This window comes from Brevibacterium aurantiacum, assembly GCF_007558825.1.
Lineage (GTDB): Bacteria > Actinomycetota > Actinomycetes > Actinomycetales > Brevibacteriaceae > Brevibacterium > Brevibacterium aurantiacum_A.
The window spans coordinates 1-23,678 of sequence record NZ_VLTK01000023.1 but is presented as its reverse complement, the minus strand read 5'-3'; the positions used below and the strand labels follow the sequence as shown (position 1 = coordinate 23,678).

At 61.7% G+C, this 23,678-nt stretch carries 26 protein-coding genes; all 26 read right to left on the bottom strand.

The genetic code is table 11. The features are described 5' to 3' along the window. Positions 1 to 7: 7 nt before the first annotated feature. The 26 genes from FO013_RS22555 to FO013_RS21145 all read right to left on the bottom strand — a co-directional run bounded on the left by FO013_RS22555 (position 8) and on the right by FO013_RS21145 (position 23,625). Complete coding sequence (locus FO013_RS22555) at positions 8 to 160, bottom strand: hypothetical protein (protein ID WP_186293258.1); 153 nt, start codon at positions 158 to 160, stop codon at positions 8 to 10. Beyond that, a complete protein-coding gene (locus FO013_RS21270) occupies positions 157 to 4,794 on the bottom strand; it encodes a phage tail protein (RefSeq protein WP_143924561.1) in 4,638 nt (1,545 codons plus the stop codon). Before FO013_RS21270 ends, FO013_RS22555 begins: the two co-directional genes overlap by 4 nt. Positions 4,795 to 4,803: 9 nt before the next feature. Beyond that, complete coding sequence (locus FO013_RS21265) at positions 4,804 to 5,637, bottom strand: hypothetical protein (RefSeq protein ID WP_143924560.1); 834 nt, start codon at positions 5,635 to 5,637, stop codon at positions 4,804 to 4,806. A gap of 10 nt (positions 5,638 to 5,647) precedes the next feature. Continuing rightward, on the bottom strand, positions 5,648 to 8,695 hold the full coding sequence (locus FO013_RS21260) for a phage tail tape measure protein (RefSeq protein ID WP_143924559.1): 3,048 nt from the start codon (positions 8,693 to 8,695) through the stop codon (positions 5,648 to 5,650). A 200-nt stretch (positions 8,696 to 8,895) separates the two neighbouring features. Next, the gene (locus FO013_RS21250) at positions 8,896 to 9,417 is read right to left on the bottom strand and encodes a DUF7426 family protein (protein WP_143924557.1); all 522 of its coding nucleotides are present in this window, start codon (positions 9,415 to 9,417) and stop codon (positions 8,896 to 8,898) included. Between the two features lie 107 nt (positions 9,418 to 9,524). Next, positions 9,525 to 10,181 carry a phage tail tube protein gene (locus FO013_RS21245; RefSeq protein ID WP_143924556.1) on the bottom strand — a complete coding sequence of 219 codons (657 nt, stop codon included), beginning with the start codon at positions 10,179 to 10,181 and terminating at the stop codon, positions 9,525 to 9,527. A 10-nt stretch (positions 10,182 to 10,191) separates the two neighbouring features. After that, a complete protein-coding gene (locus FO013_RS21240; RefSeq protein ID WP_143924555.1) occupies positions 10,192 to 10,587 on the bottom strand; it encodes a minor capsid protein in 396 nt (131 codons plus the stop codon). Further along, positions 10,584 to 10,928 (bottom strand): hypothetical protein, encoded by a 345-nt coding sequence (locus FO013_RS21235; RefSeq protein ID WP_260848318.1) that lies wholly within the window; start codon positions 10,926 to 10,928, stop codon positions 10,584 to 10,586. The genes FO013_RS21240 and FO013_RS21235 overlap by 4 nt, the downstream gene beginning before the upstream one ends. A gap of 9 nt (positions 10,929 to 10,937) precedes the next feature. Further along, positions 10,938 to 11,258, bottom strand: coding sequence for a hypothetical protein (locus FO013_RS21230; protein WP_143924554.1), 321 nt, complete (start codon positions 11,256 to 11,258; stop codon positions 10,938 to 10,940). Next, on the bottom strand, positions 11,251 to 11,655 hold the full coding sequence (locus tag FO013_RS21225) for a head-tail connector protein (RefSeq protein ID WP_143924553.1): 405 nt from the start codon (positions 11,653 to 11,655) through the stop codon (positions 11,251 to 11,253). Before FO013_RS21225 ends, FO013_RS21230 begins: the two co-directional genes overlap by 8 nt. A 155-nt stretch (positions 11,656 to 11,810) precedes the next feature. Beyond that, a complete protein-coding gene (locus FO013_RS21220) occupies positions 11,811 to 12,122 on the bottom strand; it encodes a hypothetical protein (protein ID WP_143924552.1) in 312 nt (103 codons plus the stop codon). Continuing rightward, positions 12,088 to 12,489, bottom strand: coding sequence for a hypothetical protein (locus FO013_RS21215; RefSeq protein WP_143924551.1), 402 nt, complete (start codon positions 12,487 to 12,489; stop codon positions 12,088 to 12,090). The genes FO013_RS21220 and FO013_RS21215 overlap by 35 nt, the downstream gene beginning before the upstream one ends. Before the next feature lie 13 nt (positions 12,490 to 12,502). Beyond that, a complete protein-coding gene (locus FO013_RS21210; protein ID WP_143924550.1) occupies positions 12,503 to 13,462 on the bottom strand; it encodes a major capsid protein in 960 nt (319 codons plus the stop codon). A gap of 9 nt (positions 13,463 to 13,471) precedes the next feature. Beyond that, on the bottom strand, positions 13,472 to 14,233 hold the full coding sequence (locus FO013_RS21205) for a hypothetical protein (protein ID WP_143924549.1): 762 nt from the start codon (positions 14,231 to 14,233) through the stop codon (positions 13,472 to 13,474). A gap of 2 nt (positions 14,234 to 14,235) precedes the next feature. After that, entirely contained in the window at positions 14,236 to 14,529 is a 294-nt protein-coding gene (locus tag FO013_RS21200) for a hypothetical protein (RefSeq protein WP_143924548.1), read from the bottom strand. 143 nt (positions 14,530 to 14,672) lie between these two features. After that, positions 14,673 to 15,770 carry a phage minor capsid protein gene (locus tag FO013_RS21195; RefSeq protein WP_143924547.1) on the bottom strand — a complete coding sequence of 366 codons (1,098 nt, stop codon included), beginning with the start codon at positions 15,768 to 15,770 and terminating at the stop codon, positions 14,673 to 14,675. Between the two features lies 1 nt (position 15,771). Beyond that, positions 15,772 to 17,367: a phage portal protein gene (locus FO013_RS21190; RefSeq protein WP_186293257.1), complete on the bottom strand. Its 1,596-nt coding sequence runs from the start codon at positions 17,365 to 17,367 to the stop codon at positions 15,772 to 15,774. Positions 17,368 to 17,536: 169 nt separating this feature from the next. Next, the gene (locus tag FO013_RS21185) at positions 17,537 to 18,799 is read right to left on the bottom strand and encodes a PBSX family phage terminase large subunit (protein ID WP_143924545.1); all 1,263 of its coding nucleotides are present in this window, start codon (positions 18,797 to 18,799) and stop codon (positions 17,537 to 17,539) included. Then, positions 18,799 to 19,275: a hypothetical protein gene (locus tag FO013_RS21180; RefSeq protein ID WP_143924544.1), complete on the bottom strand. Its 477-nt coding sequence runs from the start codon at positions 19,273 to 19,275 to the stop codon at positions 18,799 to 18,801. Before FO013_RS21180 ends, FO013_RS21185 begins: the two co-directional genes overlap by 1 nt. A 236-nt stretch (positions 19,276 to 19,511) precedes the next feature. Further along, positions 19,512 to 20,225, bottom strand: a complete 714-nt coding sequence (locus tag FO013_RS21175) for a hypothetical protein (RefSeq protein WP_143924543.1) — start codon at positions 20,223 to 20,225, stop codon at positions 19,512 to 19,514. 25 nt (positions 20,226 to 20,250) lie between these two features. Next, positions 20,251 to 20,778, bottom strand: a complete 528-nt coding sequence (locus FO013_RS21170; protein WP_143924542.1) for a hypothetical protein — start codon at positions 20,776 to 20,778, stop codon at positions 20,251 to 20,253. A 316-nt stretch (positions 20,779 to 21,094) separates the two neighbouring features. Beyond that, complete coding sequence (locus FO013_RS21165; protein ID WP_143924541.1) at positions 21,095 to 21,478, bottom strand: hypothetical protein; 384 nt, start codon at positions 21,476 to 21,478, stop codon at positions 21,095 to 21,097. Between the two features lie 432 nt (positions 21,479 to 21,910). Further along, complete coding sequence (locus FO013_RS21160) at positions 21,911 to 22,132, bottom strand: hypothetical protein (RefSeq protein ID WP_143924540.1); 222 nt, start codon at positions 22,130 to 22,132, stop codon at positions 21,911 to 21,913. Between the two features lie 133 nt (positions 22,133 to 22,265). After that, on the bottom strand, positions 22,266 to 22,592 hold the full coding sequence (locus FO013_RS21155) for a hypothetical protein (protein ID WP_143924539.1): 327 nt from the start codon (positions 22,590 to 22,592) through the stop codon (positions 22,266 to 22,268). Then, positions 22,568 to 23,416 (bottom strand): hypothetical protein, encoded by an 849-nt coding sequence (locus FO013_RS21150; protein WP_143924538.1) that lies wholly within the window; start codon positions 23,414 to 23,416, stop codon positions 22,568 to 22,570. The genes FO013_RS21155 and FO013_RS21150 overlap by 25 nt, the downstream gene beginning before the upstream one ends. Continuing rightward, entirely contained in the window at positions 23,416 to 23,625 is a 210-nt protein-coding gene (locus FO013_RS21145; protein ID WP_143924537.1) for a hypothetical protein, read from the bottom strand. Before FO013_RS21145 ends, FO013_RS21150 begins: the two co-directional genes overlap by 1 nt. Between the last annotated feature and the right edge of the window lie 53 nt (positions 23,626 to 23,678).

Sequence of the window (23,678 nt, the reverse complement as noted above, 5' to 3'; positions counted from 1 at the left end):
TCCTCCCTTATCCTGCGGTGGGTGCGGATTCTTCTGCGGGTTGGCCGTTCTCGCGCTTCTGCAGTTCGGCTCGAAGACGTGCGTTCTCGATCTTCAACTGCAGGTTCTCGTTGGCGTATTCGACGAGGACGGTGACTTCGGGTGACTGTTCGGGGTTCATGCTGTTTCTCCAAGTTTCGTTTCGAGAGCGTCCACGCGGTCACGCAGACGCCGGATGATAGGAATGAGGGCAGGGCCGATGCGGTCGTACATGACGGCTTCTGGTTCGCCATCGTCGAACTGGACGAATAAGTCGAGTCCGGCCTCGATCATGTCTTCTGCTACAACGCCAGGGATTCTCTCAAGTCCACCCATACCTTCCGTGAGATCGTCGGGAGTCTCGCCATTGGCGATTGCGGTCTGGTGATCAGCGATCATTTCTGCCCGGCTTCGGTCGACCCATGTCTTCGCTTCCACGGACAGCAACTTGTCTTCGAAGGACTCCACCGTGGATTCGATGGGTTCTTCGATCAGCTTGTACTTCCGTGCCGACGACATGAGAACAACGTCTCCGTCGCGGCCAATGGAGACTGCGCTCGAACTCGACCGAATCCCCGGCATGTAGACCTTCTCCGACGAGACGATACTCACGCCGTGCCCGCGCAGAAATAGGGTGCGACTTCCGGCAGTCAGCGTGGTGTCAGAAGTATTACCCCACAGTCGAGACACCACAGCCCCAGTCGAATCAAACGCACCCAGGAATATGTCACGATCCTGCAATGACATTGACGCATATCCGCCATTGGTCGGATGCTTGTAGCCGATCCATGCCTGCCCGGTAGTTCCGGAGCCGCGATTGAAATACATGTATGGCGCATCATTGAGTAGCGATCCGACCCTCATGAGGTTACCCGGCACGTCGGCAATGACTCCCCAGCGATTGTCTCCGCTGGCTTGCCACGCTTCCAGGTTGAAACCCTTGCCTTCCTCGGTGAGGTTAAGGAAGGAGTTTCCCCCAGATACTCCTGGCCCCTGGACTAGTGTTTCCATGGTCCCAGCGGACCCCGCACGCTCGCCGTACCTGATTCCAGGCGGGAAGGCATATATATGCGAGTCCGACCACTGGATGCCAGGTCCGCCCAGGTAGTCGTAGCCGACTTCGATGGTGGTTCCGCCCCTGGTCTGCATGAGGTTGCCGAACATTTCGACCGACCCGTCGCTCGTGTCCGTAGTGAACACGACAGCATTGTCGGACCTGTACGCCTTCAAGCCCTCCGTGGTCAACTCCACGCGAGCGCCCGATGCCGCGGTGCGGATCCGGGCACCAGTAATCAGCTTGCCGTCGATCGCGCCACCACGGATCTTGTCCGCCGTGATCGCATTCGCACTGATATGGTCAGCCTCAATCGCGAGAGCTGCGATCTTTCCCGCGGTAATGGCTTGAGCGAGGATCTTGCCGGTGGTGATTGCGCCGTCCTCGATGAGGGTGGCGCCGACCCGCTTGTAGAGCTTGACACCGGCCAGGTAAGGCGTGGCGTCTCGCGTCGCGCCCGCTGAATGGTTGAAATACACGGATGCAAACTTGGCTTCTCGCGTGCCTGTTCCGCCTACCTTGAGGGTGGAGATAACCTTCGTCCAGGTTGTAGGCACAGTCCACCTGCTGATCGGGTATGACGCACCGCCTGCCCCACCTTCAACTGCCTGCCACGTGGTTCCGCTTGCGGTGGATAGGTGCGCTCCGTCCTGATCGCGGATCTCCACGAACATGACTGAGTTCGCCTTATCGTTCTTCACCCAGCACTCGAAGACTAGGGTGTCACCCGACTGGATGGGGTAGCTGCCCCAGCCTGACCATGAGACGGTGCCCACGCCGGCACTGTAAAAGACGTTCGGAACGCCGGGGGTATTCGAGGGTGGGCCATTGCTTGTTCGATACGTCGGAGATTCCGGCCAGCCCTCTGCGCTACCGAGCGAGAGGTCGCCGTTGGGGACCATGTTCCGGTCCCCACCAATCAGGAGTTTGTCGCCGTAGATGGACCTCGCCTTGATCCTTGCACCGTCCATCTCGCCGAAAATAATCGTACCCGCGTTGATCGAGCCGATGATTCCCGACTCGGCGGTGATAGCACCGACTGCGATCTTGTCAGTCGTGATCGCCTTGTCGCCAATGCCGTTGGCCGTCACTGCCTGAGTGACAGTCAAATCAGAAATCTCGACCCAGGCACCGGAAGCGTAAGGGAGTGTCACCCGGATGCCGAAAGCAATCTGCTCGGCGACCCCCAGCGCGAGGTACTGCCCGAGGATGCCTCGCGCTGTCGTGCCGAGATCCGCGACGTGATGTGTCGCGCCCGTAAACCCACCCGTCCCTGCCTCGACCGTGGCAGCATAGGCGACCGCGAGGGGGGTGGAAATAGCCCCGCCACCCACGAGGAGGATCGACTCCACGACCGGCGTTCCGCCCGGCGAGTGAATGTAGAGAGTGGTGTCGGCGACAAGGCTGAGGCCGACCTTCGTTGCCTCGGTCCCGTCGAATGTCATGTCGAAGGTCGAGGCATCAACCCCACCCACGGCAGGAATAGCGAACGTCATGTCACCAGTAGCGACCGCCCCGCCGTAGGTCCAGCGGGCGTTTCTCGTTGCGTCCTTGGCGAACTCAGCATCAGAGGTTACGGCCTTCGAGAGGCTTACCCCGTCACCAATGGTGGACAGCGACTCGCCCGCACCGGGACTCGCGAACGACGATGCAACCGTGATCCACGCGCCATCCTGATAGATGTACGGCGTGTTCTTGTCCGAGCTGTCGAACCACAGGTCACCCTCCGACGACTCAGTGTCGGTAGGTATGGTGTCGCGGTAGAAGTTCTTCGTGCCGTCGGCGTCGATGACTATATCGTCGATGGTTTGGTTCAGATCCGCCACAGCATCGTCGATTTTGTCGTCGATAGTGCTGAGCTCGCCGCGGATCGACTCATCGTCGACGAGCTTCCGCGGCGTCACCGCCTGAGCCGGGGTCATGGCGGACTCATTGCCCACATGGTCGACAGCCGACACGGCAACCCACACAGGAACGTCGGGTGCCATGCTTCCCGAGTTCCATGATCCAGGTTGTGTGAGCGTGCCGGCCTGCTCGGCGCCGGCCATGTCCTCCGCGAAGGCGAAGTAAATGCGGTTGTGGTTGAAGTCGACGGGCATGGCTTCGCCGAACTCGTCGAGCCCATCGACGGTAACGGTCACGATCCGCAGTTCGGTTTCCACGTTCGGCAGTGATGGAACATTCGGTGGCACCGTGTCCTGCATCATCGTCAACGTCACAATGTCCGAGAACGGGCCTGGACGCGCCGAAGCTTCCGCGATCGCACGCACACGCCACTGGTACTCCATGGCAATACCGAATGTGTCGGTTAGGACGACCGGCGAATGTGACACGGTGATTGGGCCATCAGTGACAGCCACGCGAGCCCATACAGCTTGAGTCTCGTTCCTGCGCCACCAAAGTTCGTAGCCGCCAATTTCGACAGCTTGCCCCTTGGTGGAGTCGGTGACGGCTCCCCAGCCTGCAGTGATCTGGCCGCGGGCAATGCCCTGCCGGTCGAGGTACACCTGCTGATCGATGACGAGACCTTCGGGCGCTGCCGGTTCTATACCGGGCTTCTCGGGCTGGGTGGGGCGTGTGCCGTCCCCTCCCGATCCGGTGGTGCCGTTGACGATGCCGGAGGTGCGCTTGGCGAGCTTGAGGAGGAGCTCCTGCAGGCGATCATTGATGACGGTGTGGATGGTCCATTCCTGGCCATCTCGTGCGAGCTGCAGTTCGCGCACCCGGTAGCGTTCCCACGCTCCCCCAGTGTGAACCTGCACATAGTCACCGACGCGGTAGTCCCGGTACGGGAGGAATGCGGCGCCCGCGGCGGATTGTGAGCGAGTGATCTCCCGGATTTCACGCGAACCACGGTGCAGAGCTTCGTCGACCATGACGCGGGCGGTGCCGTTGTCAGACACTCCACCCTGCTCAATGGTGACCTCAAGCCGACCATAGTTGTCGGGTGCGGTCGGGTTGTCGACCTCGAGCTCGAAGCCATCGTCACCCATGAGTAGTGCCGAGTTCGCCAGATCTTCGAGCGTGTATTTCACCGGTGCTTCGGTGACAGCGCCGTGGACGCGGACGGGGTTCGTCCTGTCGGTGAGGTCGCGGGCCATTCTCGTCTCGGGGTCGTACAGGTTGAGGGTGCGTCCGTCCATACGGTAGTCGCACATGCCCTGTTCGACGAGGTTCTCAAGCACGGACGAGATCGGCAGGCCGGGGCTGTAGTAGATGGTCGCAACCTTCGACCATGAAATGCCTGCCGAGTCTTTCGCTGTATCGAAGTTCCCGATTACGATGCCGTCGGCTGCTCCACGGTCCTGAGCCTCAAGGATCAGGGTGCGGAGGATCTGGCCGGGGCTGGCCTGATAGAAGGGTCGTTTGCCGTCGATGAGCTCTAGGTCGCCGTTGCCAACGCGGGCTTTGGTGAGAAGCCATTCGCGGCCCACGAATTGGAGTGTGCGCATCCCCGCCTGGTCGGTGTCCTCGTGGGATCCGGACAGACGGAGCATCGACGGACCGATTGGCGCCCAATTCTGGCCAACATCGAATGTGACTTCTGCTTGCACTTCGAGGAAGGTGGGCAGGTCGCGGGCATTGACCGCTTTGGCTGAGTAGGTGAGTTCGAGAGTTCCGCGTGTGCCAAACGTGTCGCCAATGTTGACGGAGTTTGCCCTCGGCAATTGGTAGAGCTTAGCGCCGGTCTGGGGGTCATATGCGACGAAGCGGAAGTCCAAGGTGTTCTCCTACAAGTGTGAAGTTCGGGCACGTATTTGCAGCGCGGTGGCCGCGTCGGTGCTCGTGGCCGCGAACCGGAGGGATGGGGCCGTGGTGGGATCACCGTCCCCGTTGAGCCCAGGTATCGGTGTAAGTGGGAATAGTGTCGTATCGGAGCGTGGACCGGTCGAGACAATGCCTGCGGTGGCGGTCGAGGCCGTCGAGCCCCAAGACACGGAGGAGCCGAGAGCGGCTCGCCATTCGGCGCAGTCGACGAGGAGCTTCTGCCCTGCCGGGACCGCACCCGTATATCGAACAGTCGAGCCGGTGGCAGTATCAGTGACGGTCGGCGTAGTCGCCGGTCCAGTGATGAGGATGAGGCTGTCCGTGATGGGCCTGCTAGCCCCATCGAACGAGGTCGCAGCTTGCGGCCCAGTGGTGAGCGGAGAAGGGTGCGTCCATGTTGATTCCGGCCCTCGCCACACGCCGGCAGGGATCGACAGGGTGATCGAGAGTCGTGCGTACACGTCCGTCCTCACCGGGTCGGAGATCGCGGCGGGTTTCGCCGCTGCCACCTTCCCATCTCTTCGTGCCACTTCGAGCGGCCCAGTGGTGCGACCGAGGAGCGAGCGCAGGAAATTCACCCGCTCCTCGATCTGGTCCGGGGTCCGCCCGTACACGTTGAGCTCCAACGCCAGCGCGGTCGCCTCAATGTTCTCCCCGAAGATGGGAATGTTGCCGTCGCCACCGGGCACGTTCACGTCCACAGAACGGAACGCGACCGGCGTGCGGCGTTGAGTCTCCCGATGCACTGTCCACCTGCGGTAAGGATCCGAGAGGGGAACTCCGTCGATCGTGTACATGGATCTCCTCTCAGATGCTTACGCCGATGTAGGCGGATGCCTTGCGGGCTGTTTCGCTGGTCGGTTCGGCAACGGGGTTGTAGGTGACGAACTGGATGCTTGGCGCTGATGCATCCTGTGCCCCCGACGATCCGGGACCGTTGAGTCGGCCCGCGGACTGTGCGCCGACGTTGGGCATATCGAACGATGCAGCCTTCGTGATTGCCTCGGCCTGCCTCACGACGTCGGCCTCGGATGCCTGCATGCCCTTCGCGAAGTCCTGGACGAGTTTCGCGCCCGACCTGTCCGTGTACCCGCTACCCGAGAACGGGCCTTCCTTCGCCGGTGAGAACGGGAAGAAATTACGGATACGGTTCATGCCGTTCTGGACTGCGTTGACTGCATTGTTGAACGCGGACACGATGCCGTCCTTGAATCCCTGGATCATAGACCAGCCCGAGTTGTAGAGCTTGGAACCAATGTTGCCCAGGGCGGACAGCGCCCGCCCTGGCAGTCCGGCGACAAAGCTCACGGCCCCGTTGATACCGTTCGCCACGGCATTCTTTACGCCATTGAAGGCGTTCGAGGTCGCGCTCTTCACTCGGTTCCAGGTATTGCGAACCTTGTTGTAGATCTGCGCGGCCTTGTTGACTGCCGTGTTCCAGATGTTCGAGAACACCCTCGATATGACGTTCTTTATGCCGTTCCAGATGCTCGACGTTGTGGACTTGATCTTGTTCCACGTTTTGCCGATGAAGGTGCCGACCTTCGTGCCGGCGTTCGTGACAGCGGTGCTGATTTTGGTCCAGACGCCCTTGATCCAGTTCAGGACCGCGTTCCAGACGTTGGCCGTAGTGGACTTGATCCAGTTCCACGCCGCGATGATCGCTGTACCGATGCCGGTGAAGATTGCGTTGGCCGTACCGATGATGCCGTTCCACAGGCCCACGATCCAGGAAATGAACCCGTTCCAGATAGCGACAGAGGTGGTCTTGACCCATTCCCAGGCGGCAACGATCGCGGCGACGGTAGTCTGGAAGACGAATACGGCTGTGGTCTTGATCCACTCCCAGGCCGTACCGAGCCATGTGATGAAGCCCTGCCAGATGGCTTTACCGAGTTCCGTCTGGGTGAAGAACCAGATGAGGCCCGCCACGAGTGCGGCAATGGCAATGATGATGAGCCCGATCGGGTTCGCCGACATAGCCGCGTTGAGCAACCACTGAGTAGCGGCAGCGACCCTCGTGGCCGCTGATGTGGCGACCATGGCGATCTTCTGCGCCACCAGGGCCGCGGTAGCGCGACCTCGGGCGAGTAGACCCGCGTTCGTTGCCCCGTTGTTCACGGTCGTGGCGGCAGTGTTCGCCGTCGTCGTGCCCGTGAGGACAGCCATGACAGCCTTGTGCGCAGTTGTGACAGCCGTCCATGCTTTCATCGCCCCATTGACGCCAGCGACGGCGAGAGCGAACCCGCCGAGCGCAACAATGATGGGTGCAATGACGGGCGCGAACTTCGTGAGCATGTTGAGGATCGGCTGCAGGACAGGCAGTGCCGCGGCTGCGAGACTTGCGAATGCTTGCCCACCGGTGCGCTTGAGTTGCTCGAGTTCGGAACCAACACCGGTGCGAAGCTTCTCGCCTGCCTCAGACGATGCGCCAGCGAAGTCGCCAAGACCGTCCCCGCCACCGGCGAGGGAGTCAATGAACTCCGGGATCCCGTCCTTGCCGAGGTCTTCCAGGGGTGTGCCGAACAGTGCCATTGAGAGGCGTGCCTGCTCGGCTGGATCCTCGATGCCCGACAGGGCGGTGAAGATCTTCTCCGACATGCCCTCAGCAGCGGTGCCGCCTTCGGTCATGGCGGTCGCTGCTGACTTACCGTTGATGCCGAGTTTGCCGAGGGCTTCCTGGGCGGCAGTGTCGTCGAGGTCCGAGACCTTGATCCCGAATTCCTTCACGGCGTCGCCGGCCTTGTCGATGCCGTACATGCCCTTGTCGGAGGCGGACACGAGCGCGGCCATGGCGGTCTCGCCGTCGATGCCGACCTGCTGGAAGAATGGGCCGTACTCGTCGACCGCATCCACCAGGTCGTCACGAACGGCGGCGGGAACCTTCTGCATGGACGTGGTGAGCATGTCCATCGCGGTCTCCACGTCGGGTGCGAACCCGGTGGTAATCATTTGGCCGGCGACCTGCGCGGACCGGGAGACATCCTGCTCGAATGTGTCGGCGAAGTCGAGGACAGCGCCCGTCGCGGCCTGCAGCTCCGAGTCGGAGGCGTTACGCATACCCTTGACGCCACCGATGACGGCTACGAATGCGTCATTGACGGATCCAATGTCTTCGCCATATCCGTCGGCGAACATGGACCCGGCGAGCTTGCCGACTCGCTTTGATTCGGTGGCTGTGAGGTTGAGCTGGGCTGAGACTTTGTTGCGCCCTGCCTCGACGTTGACAGCACCAGCGAAGCCGAGGCCGATGCCTGCGGCTGCGGCTGTACCAGCGGCCAAGCCCGCGGCGTTCCATTCGCCCTTTTTCAGGTTGCCGAGGGCTTCCTTCGCGTGCCCGGCGAACTTGGAGTCATCGAGGCCGAGTGCGGATGATGCGGCACTGCTGGCCTGCGATGCTGAGGCTTTGAACTTCGAGGGTGCGATCTCGTCGGCGGCCTGGTCTGCGTCAGCGGCGAACTTCGACCCGTCGAGGTTGAGCGACATCGTGGCCGACATCGATGCCTTCTTCGCTGCGGCACCGAACTCGGAGGGGTTGATCTCGTCGGCTGCGGCACTGGCATCGGCGGCGAATTTAGCGTCGTCGAGGGTCAGTGCGTTACTGGCCGCGTCAGATGCGCCAGTCGCGGCGGCACGGAACTCTTGAATCGTGAGCTGGTCCGCCGCGATCTGGGCATCCTGCGCGAACTTGGAGTCATCGAGTTCGAGTGCGTTCGATGCTGCGTCTCCTGCGCGGTCGGCGGCGGTCGCCCACTGCTTCGCGTCGAGCCCATCCATGGCTGACTTGAGACCGGCAGCGAACTTGCCGTCTTCCAGTGACATTGTGGCGACAAGCTCGCCGACATTCAAAGCCATAGCTCACCCCTTCCGGGATTTCTTTGGTGGGTAGAAGTGAAGCCGTAGCCGCGAATGCTCAACACCGAACAAGCCCTCGATGCGCAGTTTCAGCCAGCGCCAGGAACGCGACCGCATGGTCCCGTCCCGAACGTCGATGCCGTAGAACTGGTGGAGGTCAGGTTCGATGAGTTTCCATTGCAGGAGGATCGCCGCCCACGTCAAGCCTTCGTTTTGGACGCGCCTGCCTTCGGCTTCGTACCAGTCGCTGAGGCCCGTTTCTTCGTCGTAGTGGCCGCGCCCTGTTGGGTCCGGGTCGCCGTTCGGCGCTGGGCCCGATTTGGCTTGGGTGCTTTTCCCCCCGATTTCCAATACGCCTCAGCGGTAGCGCCCTCGTCTTGCAGGGTCTGCCAGTAGAACGCGGTCATACCGGCAACTTGGATGGATCGGAGCTTCACGCCATCCCGGATCATCTGATCGCGAACTTCCCTGCCGAGGCTCTTTTCTTCGAGCTCGGCGAGGCTGTCCTTGTCGCCTAGCTTCGCGGCGTCGGCTTCGGTGACTTCCTGCCCTGCCTGCTGTCTGCGAGCCAAGGCTTGAATGTCGGTCATGAGTTCCTGCAGCTTGATTCCGTCCGCCGCGTCGACGGGTTCGATCTTGTAGTCCTTGAGCTTCTTGTTTGCCCCGCGCAGTGGCAGGACGAGGGGTTCTTCGAGTGCTTCTGTGGCGTCTGTGAAACGCATGATGTGACCTCCAAGTGTCCAAGTGGTCCAAGTGTGGGTAAGGGTGGAGCATCCCGGCCTGCCGCCACTTGGAACCGTCAGACCGGGATGGATCAGGGGGGTTACGATCAGGCGGTGCGCTTCCACGCAATGTCTGCATCGACAACGACCTCGCCGATCGACGTGGGTGCCGTCGGCTCTTCCGCGTCCGACATGCCGCCGTTGAGCGCGATGAGTACCTCGCTGCCCGACAGATTTACGCGATCCCCCTGGTCGTAGGCGGTCGTCGCTGCCCAGTCCTCAGTCGCGACCCCGACGTCGACGATTGCGCCGCGCCCGGTGAGGGTGAACTCGGCGAGCTTGAGGTCGGTACGTGCGCCGCCCTGCTCGGTGAAGGTCGAGTCGCACAGACCCATTTCGCCTTCTCCGGTCAGCTTGGAGGTGAGCTTCCACCAGACCATTCCGGCCTGGCCGGCTCCCTTGCCCGCTTTCTTGAGGATCTCCTGGCCGGGATCCACGGAGCCTGCCTGCGGGCGCTTGGCGGTGCCCTCGATGGTGTATTCGAGGCCAGTGCCGAGCTGCGAGCCCCATGCGCCGCTGTCAATGTCCGAGTCGTCCTCGAGGTTCTTTTCGACGGCGGGCGGGGTGATTTCCTGGATGCCGCGGACGACGGTCCAGGCAGTGACAGCGGATGGAGTAGTTGCACTCTCGGTGAACTCGGCCACTTCGAGCTTGTAGTCGGACACGAGTCCGGGGGTCATGGGGAGTTCGAATGTTTCGGACATGGGTTTCTCCTTATGTGTCAGTGCGATGAAGTCCAGCCCGGGAGAGCTGGACATAGTAGTTGTCGGTGATCTTGTGGTTCCCGCTGTCATCTGGCCCGAGGTAGGCGGACGAGTTGCGATAACAGTGGACGATGGGCACGCCGTGCCAGGTGGTGCCGGTGATGCCGTGGAGGCGCTCGAACACGGCTTCCGACAGTGCAGGGGTGGCGCGTGAGTCGCGGGACTCTGCCCGGATTGCGAGCTGCACGCCTTGGATGGTGTCGGTCATGGTGCCGTGGTCCTGCACGCTGTAGAAGTTGATCGCGATGGCGTTCCCGGCCTGCGGGAGTATCCCGAGCTTCATCTCCGCGTCGACGTCGGTGAGGGTTTCGGCGAGACCGTTGAACAGGTTCTCGTGGTAGCTCACTTGATGGCTCCTTTCACGGTGTCGGCGATGACCTGCAGCGCCTTACCGTTCTTGGAGTTGAAAGTGGCTTCGAGGTACTTCGCTTTACGTCCCGCGTCGTGATTCCACGTGACCTCCTCGTGCTGTCGGACAGCGTAGGGAGTGTCATATGAGACGGCGAGGGTCGTGCCCTTCGAGGACTGCTGCGTCGATGCGGCACCAGACCGCTCGAGCGTGGCTTCCTCGATGGGGACGATCGAGTTCGACTCCCCCAGCAGGTACTCGGCCGCAAGGTCGGCACCTTTGAGCTGAGCGGCACGAATGGACTTGATCGGGCTTTTGCCTTTGAACTTCGCACCCATGCTCGCCCCCTATGTGGTTGTGACCTCGAAGTGGTCAGGCAGGCCGAGTGACCCGCTGTAGTGAGTGGCGACCGTGAGCACGGTGCGTTCGGCACCGTTGATGGTGGCCAATGATTCGGGTGTGAACTTCGCGGCGTGCGTGACCGGTCCTTGGATGGTGGCCTCTGCGACGACTTCCCGCCCGGTCTGGTCCCTGACCAGTTTCCGGGTGGAGTCGATGAAGCAAGGCACGTCCACCGGTGCGGCATACGTTTCACCGAATGGCCCGGACCCTTCGTAGGTGCGGACGGTCGTTTTGTGGACCCAAAACAGTTCGAGTTCGTCAGCCACGGACAATCACCGGGCCGCGCACCAGGTAGCCGAGCACGGCGATCGCTTCGGGACCGAGCACCGTCAAGGCGTTCGACTTCTCAAGCGACGACCGTTCACCCGACTCATACGAGATTGATGCACCGGCGATGGACTTCGACGTCGCTACACGTTCCGAGGTGATCCCGGCAACGCCCAATGCGGGGTTGATGCCGAGCTCGGCCCAGTAGCTGACCTGGGCCACGACTGCAGCTTTGAACCGTGCCCTAATGTCTTCGTTGATGGGCATGCCCTCAGCGTCGACGGTGTAGAACGCGGTGAGCGTGGCATCGTCGACGAGGGAGGATGCGAGGCGGATCTGTGAGATCGCGTTGTCTGGTGCATTCGTGAGGTCGGATGGTTCAGCGTAGACAGGCATGGGGCTCTCCTCGCATGATGATGTGTCGGCAGGACGCAGGAACGGTCATTGCACGGGGTAGAAGGTGCGCGATAAACCCCCGCGACCGGACCTTGCCGGATGGTGTGATGTGGCTCTGCGCTCCGGGTTGACGTCCTGCCGAGCAGTTCAGGAGGTCAGACTTCGGGGTCTGGCTCCGGTTCGGGTGGCACGGTCTGCGCCTGCCATTCGGCGAGGTGTGCGTCTTCGGCTGCGTCCTGGGTTGCAGGATCGTCGGAGACTGGACCGGCGAGGATTGGGCGCACGTCTTGCAGGGCGTGCAGTCCGGGGTTGACGACCGTGGGGCCGTGCGGGTTGCCCAGTTCGCCTTCTTCGCCGGCGTTGGTGGGGCCGAGGAAGTCGCCTGGGCGAGGATCCACAGCACCATCACGCAGTGGTGTGCCGATGTGCTGGTCAGTGATCGTTCTCGGATCCACTGGCATCGTCATCACCTCCACTCTGGTCTCCGTCCTTGTCGCCTGCAGGGTCGGCGTCGAGAATGTCTAGGACACTCTTTCGCGCCTTGCCTGCCTGCTCCGCTTCGACGACGCGCAGGATTTCCGCGTCCCGCTTCTCCGGGTCGGAATCATCCAAACCGTCGATGTGGGCGCGAACCTCCTTCACCGAATGCGCGGATGGATCGAACGGTCCCGCGGCGTGCTCCTCGACGGTGTAGCCATGCTTGTCCATGTACGCCCTAACACCGGAGTGCAGGTCGTCCACGGTGGCTTCACCGTCGTTGAACGCGATCGGGCCGCTACCGAACTCGGCATTGCCGGTGTACCCCTTTACGGGGGACATGATTGTGTAGGACATGGTGTACCTCCGATCAGACGCGGACGCCGCGAGCAACCACGGCGGCCTTGGTCTTTTTGAGGGCCACGCTGACCGGGCCCATTTCCACTTCGCCGGTCTTCACGGCACCGGCAGATGTGAAGTCGGGCTGCCACTGCTTGACGAGCTGGCCGCCCATGGTGGAGACACCGTGGAAGCCGTCGAGTGCGAAGCGCACGGCGTAGATGTCGGTTGCCCCGGTTGTGCCGTCGATGGGGATGACCTGATCGTTGCCGTTTGCGGTGTTGCCTGCCTCGATGAGTCGGACGGGTCCGTAGCTGGTGAGGGTCGTGCCGCGAGGGCCGGGTGCCTGCACGTACATGGACGAGCGGCGAGCGGCGGACTTGATCTTGTTGATCGCACGCTTGTTCGCAATGATCGCCGCGCCCTGTTCGTTGTCGAGGTTGCCGAGCAGGTCGTCGAGAGCTTCGAGAATCAGGAAGCTCTTGTCCTCGTTCACCGCGCCGGTCCAGTCGTACTCAGCCGCGGACCCGTCGACCTCAGTCGAAGAACCAGCGAGAGCTTTGGACAGGCCATCGAACGAGTCCTCATCAGTCGCTGAGTCGCCATTGATGACGGCATTGCCGAACTCGGCCTGCGCAGATGCGATCTTGTCGCTCATGTTGAGTGCGATCGAACCGGTAGCGGCCGGACCGACACCGGCGAGGATGCGATCGACCTGGAACGAGCCGCCGAGGGGCTTGAGGTCCACGCTGTGGCGCGAGGTGGTCGACTCGTCGGGCGCGTACTCAGTATTGAGTGCACGGAATCCGGCAGTGCCACGCGAGACTTTGCGGGTGTAGGTGTAAGTGAGGGTTCCACCTCCGCCTGCGGGGTTCACGACGTCCTGGAACTGCAGGAGGTCGAGGATCTGGTTGGTGCGGAACTCGTCGATTACGGCGAGGTCGATGGCGTCCGTCGCGTTCTGACGGGCCTGAGAAAGTGTTACGGGCATGATCGCTCCTTAAGCGTTGTAATGGCTTGCCAGGGCATCTTCGAGCGATACCTCGGCTTTCGGGGTGCTTCCTCCACCAGGCCCGCTGGCGGTGTCTGCGGTTGACGCGCCCGCCGCCCGGGCAGATGCGAAACTCTTGTTTGCGTCGACTGCGGCCTTGATGGCGGCGCCGATGGCTTTCTCGTCTCCGTGGTCCACGTCCTTGATGGATGCGAGGAAAGATCGGGAGTCGAGGAGTTTTGTGGGGTCCGCGCCGTTGGTGGCTGCGGCTTTGTACACGGCAAGCTCGCGTGCGGCTTCGGTGGCCTTGGCCTGCTCGTCGGCGATCTGCTTCGTCAACGCTTCCGCGTCGGGTCCGTCGCCTTTGTCGTCGTCCTTGATGAGGCCGAGGGCTTTACCGAGCTGCTGGATCAGTGCGTCCTTCTCGGCGGCTGTCGCGTCTGCGGCTTCCTTGGCTTCGCGTGCCTTGACACGGTTCTGGTATGCCTCATCGCGGGCGGCGGCGAGCTTCGGGTCGTCTGCCTGGGATGGCTTGCCCTGCTCGTCGTCGGCGTCCTGGCCGTCGTTCGTGGCATCGCCTGCATCGTTGGTGCTGGGCGTGCTGTTGTCGCCGTCCTGCCCGTCTCCTGCTTCGCCGGCTGGTGCACTACCGGCACCGACTGCGCTGCCGTCTCCCCCGTCCGCCATGAAGCGGAGGCCGGGGAATGCGAGCGGGTTCTGGAATGATGCGCGGCGAGCGAGCGGGGCCGCGGCCTTGTTGGTGTGCTTCATGGTCAGGCCTCCTCGTAGGTTGCATGGAAGATTTCGGGCTTGCAGGGGTAGAACTCGCCTTGCACGCCTTTGATGATGTAGTCGCCCGCCTTGGCCGTCATGTAGCCCTCGAGCGTGCTGATGGTGATGTTGTGCCCACCTTCGTCGCCGGAGCACGGTTCGGTGGCGCAGTCATAGGAGCAGTTCGCGTCGTTGTCGTGCATCCACTGAATGATCGGAATCGCATTGCCTGCAGAGCCGTCCCAGTTCATCGCCTCGACCTCGACGGGCTTCTTGCGATATCGCTTCGCTTCCATGTCTTCCTCCAAGTGGTACAACAAAGGGCGCCCACCTGGGACGCCCTTCTGGGTGTTCGGTATATGCGTATCCAACATCGCCGAACATGAGTGTTTCAGCGACCGTCTGGCCCTAGAATTCGCGGAACCCGGGGTGCGCGCAACTAACGGGCGGTGATGTTCGTCCGCCGTGGCAGGTTCTTGCGACTGTTCGCATCCCGCCATGCCTTGAACTCGGCCTGCACACCACGCAAATGCTTACGGTCCTTGCGGGTCTGCGGGTGGTCCTTGCCCAGTGTTGACTCGTCCATCGCGACACGGCGTTTCCAGTCACGGACACGACGTTCATAGGCGCGTTGCCGTTGCCGGAGTTTGTCGCCTTCCGGGTCTGCGGTGCGGGTGGGTGCTTCGGTGATGCCGGGAATGTAAATGTTGAGTGAGTGTCGGCAGTTGGGGTGGAGTAGTCCTTCGCGTTTCGCGTCCGCGACGGACGTCATGACCGTCTTCCCATCGGAGAGCTTGCCTCGAGTGTCGCCACTGATCGAGAGGACTTCACCCTCGAACGGGCGACAGATCTTGCACTCCTCCGGCGCGTTCGACACGATCACGAGATCCTGACCCAAATCGACGAGACGATCCGTGTGCCCTTCGACCATGGCGTTACCTGCCGACGTTCGGGTCGCCATCTCCACATAGGATGCGAGATCCCATTTGCGTCCCGATTTGTCGGTGAAGGTGAGGATGCCGCTGCGCATAAGGTCCAGCACAGCGTCACGGGCGGCTTCCTGCCGTGTGCCCACACCGGTGAGGAGTTGGGCAACAGCGGCAGTGACGGCACGGTCGAACATGTCTTGCACGCGGCGCCGAATGTGGAAGACCGCTTCCTCGTGGGGTCGCATCGCATCGGAGAGCAGCCTTGTGATGGCGTCTGTCCGTCCGACGGATGCGACCGCGCCGCCCATGGCGTTCGGTACGCCTGCGTCTTTCGCATCGACGGTGGCGACTGATGAGCCGCGCCGGTATGCGAATGCGATGGCCTTCTCGACGGCGCCGGGAACGTCTCGGCGTAGTTCGTCGATGATGATGTCGACTTGGGCCATGAGGAGTGTGAACGCTTCGAGGCGTTGGTCTGCCCCGGTGGTTCCTTGTGCTCCTCGTGCGACTTCGCGGGCGATGGTTTGGATCAGTTTCGTGGTGGCGGTCTCGTAGACGTCGCGGATGCCCTGGACGAGCTCGCGTGCGAAGTCGGGTGAGATGGCCATGTCAGGAGCCTACAGATCCAGTCGGAAACGACGGGTTGTCCTCGTCGTTCTCGTCGTCCTGCTCGAACTGGTCGGACAGGCCGAAGCCGCCATAACCAACTCGATCGGGATCCGACATAGACGAGCCGGACTTGATGCGCCCGACCTCCTCATCCACTGCGGTCTCATCCCAATCAGGGTGGACCATCTGGACGAGAGTGCGAGTCGATGCCGCCTGAGCTGTCGCCAACGCTTGCGCCGTCTGCGCGAGCTGCAACTGCGAGTCCTGCTGCCCGTCGGGGAACTCGACTGCGATCGTTCCACCGGGGCCGTTGAACAGCACCTGGTCGACGTCGACGAGCTTCTGCAGGATCTGCCGAATGCCGCGCTTCCAGTGCCGTTCCTTCCGCCCCTTTGTGAGGGTGGTGCGTCGGTCGCGTGCCGAAACCTCAGTGGCAGTGGTTGCGATCTCGCCCTGCTCTCCGAACGTCTGCGGACTGTACCCTGCGGAACGGAGAATGTTGCGGGTGAGTTCCTGCGCCGTCTGCTGATGTTCCTCGAACCGGATGGCGAACTGTACAGTCTCAATGTCGAGGCCGGAGTCCTTCGCGGATCCGGGCGGCACGTTAACGGCTTCGTAGACTTCACGGTCAAGGTCGAACGTCGCCCCGTTACCGAGGCCGTTGTCCTCGAGCGCGGTACGGCCAGCGAGGATGCGGGCTTTACCCAATCGAATGTCGCGCATCCATGACGAGTAGGTTTCATCGAGGGAGTCGAGGAGGCCCTCCACGCCGTCGAGATCCGACCGGCCAAGGTTGCGGCCCACCGGGTGCTTCCGCCAGCCACGTGACGGGGTGACATTGGGGACGTACACGGCAGCGAGACCAGGCGAACCGGTGTCGATCTTGCCCTCAGCGTCGACCGTGATGCCCTCAGTCGCGGCATGATCCGTGAGCGGGTGGAGGCGCCCGAGTTCGGACGATGTGCCTTTGTACAGTCCGTGGTAAACGACACCGTTGCCGGTTGCGTCGAGCTCGTGACGTTCAGCATGCCGGAACACGGCCTGCCCCTCAGTGCCGACGATGAAGTAGAACGTGACTGCAGTCAGTCGACCCCACCGGAACTCAGGTGCCGCATAGTCAGCATCCACGACGTCAATGAACGGGGTGTCCGACAGTGTGGAGTCCCAGACGACGCGGAGGAACGTGCCACCGAGTGCCGCCCCGATCTCGGCTGACGTGGCGACCGTGGAGTGGAAGCCTTCGTCGAGGATGCTGTCGAGGCGTTCCTGTGCTTCGTCGCTCTTGTCGTTGGTGACGGTGATCGGTTCGGCGAACAGGAGGTCCGCGGATGCTTGGCAAATGTCACCGGCGAGGGGAATGTGTAGGCGTGCTTCCTGGCGGCGTAGGTCCGTGTTCTGCCGGCCCCAGAAGAATCGTTTGACGGCACCAATCAGGCCGTCCTTCTGCATGCTCGGGCGTGTGGCCTGCCCGCTGGTGTAGACCTCGCGGAGAGTGTCGGTGTCGCCTGCCCACCATGCTTGCCATTCGCGCATCTTGGAGAAGATGATGCCCTGGTCTGCGGGTGGCCATGTGGTGCCGATTGTTGGCAGTGGCATTATGACCTCCTCACGCGACGAGTTTGCAGTCGGACTGGGTGAGCTGACGAGACTTGCGCAGGAGGCCGAGCGCATCGAGGATGCAGTCGATGATCGTGGGCTGCGGAGGCTTGCGGACGGGCTTCGGGTGCGGGTTGTCGTGCAGTGCCGCGGTGAAGTCGCTAATGACTCATCCCCCTATCGATGTGTCAACGTATGGGCGCCACAGGGTTTCCGATGACGCGAGACTGTAGCGCAGAGCGTCACAACTGTGGTCGTTCGCCTTGATCGGCTGATCGAGGCCCTTCTCGGTGGCCTTTGGCGACCAGGCGTAACCGGGGATCTCCTTGATGAGTCCCTGGCAGCGGTCGGAGATGAACAGGTGGCCGTCTTCGAGCAACGATGCGACCGTGCGGATCCCGTACAGCACATCGTTGTCGGCGTTCATGACGTTCATGATGCCGTCGTTCGCGACCTGGACTTTGAACGATGCGGCTGCCGGGTCGATGGCGATCCACTCGGGGGCCATTGGGAGCGTGGCGAGCCATGCCCGGAACTCGACCGAGATGCGCGAGTCAGTGAGACCACCCTCGGTGCGGTACTCGTCGACGGCATAGAGCTTGTCGTCTTCGCCGAGGCCGAGCGCGATCGCGGATGATGGGTTCGTGGTGCCGACGTCCATGCCGACCATGAAGATGCGGCGTAGGCGGGGCAGGTTGGCGTGGGGAATGACGTGTTTTGTCTGGTCCCAGGATGAGTACACAGCACCCTCTGCGACTACCCATTCGGCCTCGACGAACCGTAGCCGCCACATGCCGGTGTAGGAACGCTTGATGCGCTCCACGTAGGCCGGTGGCAGTGATGGGTTGTCGTCGAGTACGAACGTGTAGCGGTGGAGGTCGAGTGCGTTGGGGTCGTCGTTCCAGTGTTCGACGCCGTGCTTGTCGATCCACAGGCGGGCTTTGTCTAACCATTTGACCTTGAGCCAGTGCTGCGGGCCTTCGGGGTTCGCGGTGAGCCAGAGTTTCGCGCCGGGGATGGACAGGCGTGAGTAGAGCATCTGAATGAACGACTCGGGCAGTGTGCCAGCTTCATCGACGAGAGCGCCGGCGAGTGTCAGGCCCTGGATCTTTGTTCGGGCTTGCTCGTTGTTCGCGCCGTACAGGTGGATCTCACGGCCCAGGATGATGACGGTGCCTGTCCCGTACTTGATCTTCACGCGGGACCGTCCGAGCATTTCCTGCATCGGCAGAACCATGTTGTTGATGACGGTGCGTTCGGTGCGTCCACACATGGCGAGAGCGCCGGGTGGGCCGTTGCGGATGAAGCGGAGCCAGTCGAGGATGCTCGTGATGGTCTTACCGGAGCGCACCGCGCCCTCGTATGCCTCAATGGAGGGTGATGGGTTACGCAACACCTGCAAGCTCTTGCCGGTCAGTGGCTGTACGTCCATCACACATCACCCATGACATGAGCGAGCCACGCATCGACGGCTGTGTGCTCCTCAGTACTGGCGTCGTGCGACTCGAGCGTGAGTGCCTTGTCGAGCATGATGCCCACGGCAGTAATCTCGCGCTGCTTGTCCTGCGCCGGGATGAAACCGGGCATCTCCGGACCCTCGACGCCCATCGCGCCCTTGAGGATCGTCTGATATTGCGACGGCTCCTTGAGTAGGTTCACCGTGTCCTCAGCGAGCCCGTACAGGTCACCGATGATCCGATTGCGCCGCGCTTTGAAGTTCTCCGACTGCGCCTCGTTGGCCTCACGCACGTTTTGGGTTCCGGACGTTCGGACGCCTGCACTCTTGGCCCAGCCTGAGATCGTCCCCTTGGAGATCCCGGTGGCTTTGGATGCTGCGCTTGGCCCGTCGGTTTCGTATAGTCGTAACGCTTCTTCGCGCTGTTCGTCGGTGTACACACGTCGTGCCATGGCTCACCTCCGTTTCGCTCCGGACTCCCGGTCCGTCTGGAAACGTTTGTGGCCGTGTGGGCCGTTGTGGTTGTGTGCGTCCCGCCGTTGTCGGGTGGCCGTCCGGGTTGGGCGGGACGCGGTTTGTGGGATGACGGAAGCCCCGGACCGTGTGGTCGCGGGGCTTCGTGGTGGAAGTGGAGACACTTCACCTGTCCATTCCAGTGTGACAGTTTTCGGTTGACTTGTCAATTGGATTAGGCCGCGTTTGTCACTGTTTGGTCGAGTCGGTTGAGGACTGATCCGATGTGCCACCTCGTCTCTTTGGTGGTGGTGTCGCAGTAGCCGCCGAGGTGCCCACGTCGCCCCCATTGGCGGATGGTGCTGGCGGGGACGGGGAGGATGGCTGCTATGTCGACGGCGGATGCGTGCATGTCGGTTGCTCGGGTGAGTAGTTCGAGCCTGCCGGCTTCGACGTCGACGATGGTGCTGCAGGATTCGTCGTGTTCGTTGCGTGCTGTGCATGTTGCCGCGGTTCGTCCGTCTTTGGCGTAGACGGCTTGCCCGCATTCGGGGCAGTGTCCGGCGAAAATGGTTGTGCCGGAGTTGTCGGTGAGCCGTTCGAGGTTCGCCACGGCGTCGGCGATCTCGTCTTCTGCTTCGTCGCCTGCCGGGTGCCGTCCGAGCCATTCGGAGTGGTAGATGAGGTAGGCGACGAGCGCGGGGATTGTGTCCTCGGCGGGCGGTGGGACGTGGCGTTCTTCCATGGTGGTTCGTGCCCATGACACGAGGACGGATCGGAGGACGTCCCCGGCTTCGAGGACGGTTTCCGAGATGGGCAGCTTCGGTTCGGATGATCCTGCCCCGCTCCCCCGTTTGGGTGTGGGCTCGAGGTCGCTGAGGATGCCGGGGACGCGTTTGAGCGTGGTGCGGATGCGGTGGCCGCGTAGGCGTTCATGCTGGTCAATCATAATTCTGTCCTTTCGCCTTCGGTTTTTACCAGTATTTTTTGTGCACGAGCGTGAGAAAGCTCTGCGCCTGTGTCTTCGTGGATTCGAGAGCTTTGTTCGCCTCTCGCTTCTTATCAGGGTGCAACTGGGAGTTAATGGCATCACTAAAGGATTCGATTGCATCGCTGAGCGCCGATTCCAGGAGTGCTGCGTCGGTTCGTATTTTGTCGTGGGGGTTCGTGAACGAGATTTGAACGAGAAGGGGTTCTGCCGCCTCTCGAGCTTCGCGCATCGAATCGATCTGCTTGAGCCCGAGTGGGGTCGCCTGGTCGCCGTATGTTTTTGCTGTGGCTGAGTTGTCATCTAGTGCGTCGAGTGCTGTCATGGCACTGGTGACTGATGTACGCACTTGCCGTATGGCGTTCGCCGCGATCTCGAGTTCGTCTTTACTGCGGTCGATCTTCTTGAGCTTTGTCTGGTGGTGATTGGCTATCAGAATTGTGATTATCGAGACGGCTGCAACGAGTGCGCTGCCGATGAAGTTGGGCCAGAAGTTGTCCCACGGGTTCGTCATTTGATTCCGTCCTGGTCTTCAGTCATCGCCCAGACTCCCATTCTCTCTGCGCGCAAATTAGGGCTTCGGCTTCCGCCCGGTGGCGGTGGTCGCATTTCCACACTGCGCGTCTCGCGCTCAGCTTGAGTGGGCGATTGATTACGCCTTGCCACCCGCCTTCTTCTTGCTTTGAAAGTGCTGCGTGTGGTTCGTCGCGTAGCGTGTACTTCGGCACTACTCGCGGCTCCATTTCTATTGTCGGCGTCCGTAGTTGGTCGTTGGAGTCATCGTATTCGACTTCTGTAGTTCTGTGCTCTCCGACGTTGGGGATGGTCACTCATTTGGTTGCTCCTTCGATTGCGCGGACAGTCGGGCACGGGTATGGCTTCGGGCCACGCTCGTCCCCGCACACGTTGCATTCCCAGTGGCTCGGGTCGCCTACTAATCCGTTGATCGGTTCGTGCAGTTCGAGCACCTTCTCTACGGCCGTCAGCAGGGCTGGGAGATTGTTATGCGCATCCACGATTGCGTCAGCGTTGCCGGGGCCGTGCTGGTACTCGCTAACGCTCATCTTGATTCCTGGCGCATCGGCCCGTCTAAGATTCCACGCTGCACCGTTCATCGCAGGCATCGACTGCGACTGCCACTCCCACGGCCCTTCTGTGGCTGCGTCATGGATGCGTCGGCGTTCCTTCAACCATTCGTTCACGTCAGTCATCATCGTGTCCTTCTGCTGGTTTTGATGTATTGGCCGGTGGCGAGTAGGCGGGTTCGGTGGAATCGGCCTGATTGTCGCCACATGCTGCGGCGTAGCGATTGGGCGAGGTACGCGAAGTCTCTGGCGATGGTCATGGCGCTACCTTCCTTGGCCTGCAATTGGTGTAGTGATCGTCCTGATGGCCCTCCGGCAGAATGCACGTCGTGCAGTCGTAGGTGTAGCCGATATTGATTCGGTTCCAGCCGTGGAATTCGTTGTCGCAGTCGGCCCCGCATACTTCGTCTTCCTCGTCTGCAAACTCGGCGGTGAGGTCGTGAGGGTCGAATATGAGTTTGCATTGGTTGCACCGGTACGTGTCGCCGTCGTGTTCAATCTCTCCGTGGCACGCCCCGCATGTCGGGTTGTGCGGCACGGCTGGTGGTAGTTCCCAATTGGTCATGATTCGGCCCCGAATCCGAGGCGTTCGCCGGCTTCTTCGATGAACGGATGGCCGAGTTCCTTGCGTCCGTTCGCAGTGCACTGCGCGGCCATGGCGATGATGTTCGCTGTGCGCTGCTCGAATGCGAGGGCGAGGGTGGCCTGTGCGACCTGGTAGTAACCGTTCGGCGCGTCCATGTGCGCTTCGTAATGGTGTGGGTTTCCGGGTAGTGCGTTCATGCTTCCTCTTTCGTCGTGTTCCTGTGTGCCTCGTGGAGGCGTTTGCGAGTCACCCATGACTCAATGTGTGGGATCACTGCCGGAGCGACCGCTGTGACGCATCCTGTGACGATGGCGGCCACCAGGACGGCAATCACGATGCCCGCCTTGCCTGGTAGCGGAGCTCCGGTGGGCACGGCACGTGCTGCGGGTTCGATTCGAGCTGCACACGGTTCAAGCCGATACGCCGATCGCGGAGCCTCTTGGCAGCGGCGAGAACGTCACCCGGCCTAGCGTTCCGGACACCTTCCACCGAGTAGTAGCGTTCGATGGCGTTGCGCCACTCGGCTTCCGTAATCGTCGGGTTCTCACTGACCTGGAATGCCCATGCGGTGATCTCGTCCGCTGTGAACTCGCGACCATCGTGGCCGGCGATGTAGCGCAACAGTGTCGCGGCTAGGCTCCGAGCTGTCTTGGCCATTCTTCGTTCCCTTCCTCCTCAGCCTGGATCTGAGCCCAGAGCGCGAGATTGTTGTCGTGTTTCATCTGTCCGAATGTGCGGGGTGAGTCCCGCTCCGATGGTCGCCCGGTGCTGCGTGGTTTCGCGTTCGTCAGCCACTGCCGGAACCCCGCATCCCAGTCGACGAGGCGACGGTCGTTTGCTTCGGCGTGAGCCCGGTACGTTTCCGCTTCACGGTCGACGTCGATGTCACGGTCGTCTGCATAGGTGATGTGCTTGTCGGTTGGTGCCCAGTCGTCGGGGATTGGGCGTTTCGGTTTCTTCCTCGCCTCGGGCTTCGCTTGAGCGTGCCCACTCTCTACACCTTTAGGTGTAGTAGGGGTCGGGTCGGGTCGGGTCGGGGCATCGAGATCGCATTCGTTTGCCATAGGTTTGCCATGCGATTTGCTATGGCGTTTGCCATCGGTTTTGCCATTCCAGCGAGCGGCTGCACCCTTCTGACCTGCGAGGGACCGTGCTTTGCGCTTTTCCTTCTCCGCTTCGGCACTTGGCTGGAACTCTGCCCAGTCATGGAACTGGTAACCGCCGTCAACCTCATCCCATAGCCCCGCCATAACGAGCGCATCGGCACCGCATGGTTTTGCCATACCGTTTGCCATACCGTTTGCCATAGCGTTTGCCATGCTATTTGCCATAGCAATTGCCATATGTTCGGGGATGAAACCGTTAGTGAGCTGAGCTGCTGACCAGGATCCGGCCCGTACCCACAGACCCATGGCTTCGTTGCCTGCCGCGACGATCTTCGCGTTGAACGCGAGCTGGTCGTCGACCTTGAACCATGACATCAGGCATCACCTGGTATAGCTGGCCGTGGTTGGGCAATGCCGAGCATTTCGAGAATGTCGTGCGCTGAACTGTCGTGGGCCATGACGACCCGTGCCGCGCCTTGCTGGGCTTCCGGGGTGGCTTCGGCGTATCCGCCGTCCATGGTGTTCGAGGCATCGAATGCAATACCGGCGCCGGAGTGGAATGCGCCTTCGAATTTGGCTCTCATGATGGTCCTTTCAGAATGGGACGTGCTGGTCGATGAACTTGAGGTGGATGCGG

Bases quoted from the DNA above. Each gene is read 5' to 3' on its own strand.
- FO013_RS22555 (WP_186293258.1), bottom strand. From the start codon at position 160: ATGAACCCCGAACAGTCACCCGAAGTCACCGTCCTCGTCGAATACGCC.
- FO013_RS21265 (WP_143924560.1), bottom strand. From the start codon at position 5,637: ATGTACACGATCGACGGAGTTCCCCTCTCGGATCCTTACCGCAGGTGG.
- FO013_RS21260 (WP_143924559.1), bottom strand. From the start codon at position 8,695: ATGGCTTTGAATGTCGGCGAGCTTGTCGCCACAATGTCACTGGAAGAC.
- FO013_RS21250 (WP_143924557.1), bottom strand. From the start codon at position 9,417: ATGCGTTTCACAGACGCCACAGAAGCACTCGAAGAACCCCTCGTCCTG.
- FO013_RS21245 (WP_143924556.1), bottom strand. From the start codon at position 10,181: ATGTCCGAAACATTCGAACTCCCCATGACCCCCGGACTCGTGTCCGAC.
- FO013_RS21235 (WP_260848318.1), bottom strand. From the start codon at position 10,928: ATGGGTGCGAAGTTCAAAGGCAAAAGCCCGATCAAGTCCATTCGTGCC.
- FO013_RS21225 (WP_143924553.1), bottom strand. From the start codon at position 11,655: ATGCCTGTCTACGCTGAACCATCCGACCTCACGAATGCACCAGACAAC.
- FO013_RS21220 (WP_143924552.1), bottom strand. From the start codon at position 12,122: ATGACGATGCCAGTGGATCCGAGAACGATCACTGACCAGCACATCGGC.
- FO013_RS21215 (WP_143924551.1), bottom strand. From the start codon at position 12,489: ATGTCCTACACAATCATGTCCCCCGTAAAGGGGTACACCGGCAATGCC.
- FO013_RS21210 (WP_143924550.1), bottom strand. From the start codon at position 13,462: ATGCCCGTAACACTTTCTCAGGCCCGTCAGAACGCGACGGACGCCATC.
- FO013_RS21205 (WP_143924549.1), bottom strand. From the start codon at position 14,233: ATGAAGCACACCAACAAGGCCGCGGCCCCGCTCGCTCGCCGCGCATCA.
- FO013_RS21200 (WP_143924548.1), bottom strand. From the start codon at position 14,529: ATGGAAGCGAAGCGATATCGCAAGAAGCCCGTCGAGGTCGAGGCGATG.
- FO013_RS21195 (WP_143924547.1), bottom strand. From the start codon at position 15,770: ATGGCCATCTCACCCGACTTCGCACGCGAGCTCGTCCAGGGCATCCGC.
- FO013_RS21190 (WP_186293257.1), bottom strand. From the start codon at position 17,367: ATGCCACTGCCAACAATCGGCACCACATGGCCACCCGCAGACCAGGGC.
- FO013_RS21185 (WP_143924545.1), bottom strand. From the start codon at position 18,799: ATGGACGTACAGCCACTGACCGGCAAGAGCTTGCAGGTGTTGCGTAAC.
- FO013_RS21180 (WP_143924544.1), bottom strand. From the start codon at position 19,275: ATGGCACGACGTGTGTACACCGACGAACAGCGCGAAGAAGCGTTACGA.
- FO013_RS21175 (WP_143924543.1), bottom strand. From the start codon at position 20,225: ATGATTGACCAGCATGAACGCCTACGCGGCCACCGCATCCGCACCACG.
- FO013_RS21170 (WP_143924542.1), bottom strand. From the start codon at position 20,778: ATGACGAACCCGTGGGACAACTTCTGGCCCAACTTCATCGGCAGCGCA.
- FO013_RS21165 (WP_143924541.1), bottom strand. From the start codon at position 21,478: ATGATGACTGACGTGAACGAATGGTTGAAGGAACGCCGACGCATCCAT.
- FO013_RS21160 (WP_143924540.1), bottom strand. From the start codon at position 22,132: ATGAACGCACTACCCGGAAACCCACACCATTACGAAGCGCACATGGAC.
- FO013_RS21155 (WP_143924539.1), bottom strand. From the start codon at position 22,592: ATGGCCAAGACAGCTCGGAGCCTAGCCGCGACACTGTTGCGCTACATC.
- FO013_RS21150 (WP_143924538.1), bottom strand. From the start codon at position 23,416: ATGTCATGGTTCAAGGTCGACGACCAGCTCGCGTTCAACGCGAAGATC.
- FO013_RS21145 (WP_143924537.1), bottom strand. From the start codon at position 23,625: ATGAGAGCCAAATTCGAAGGCGCATTCCACTCCGGCGCCGGTATTGCA.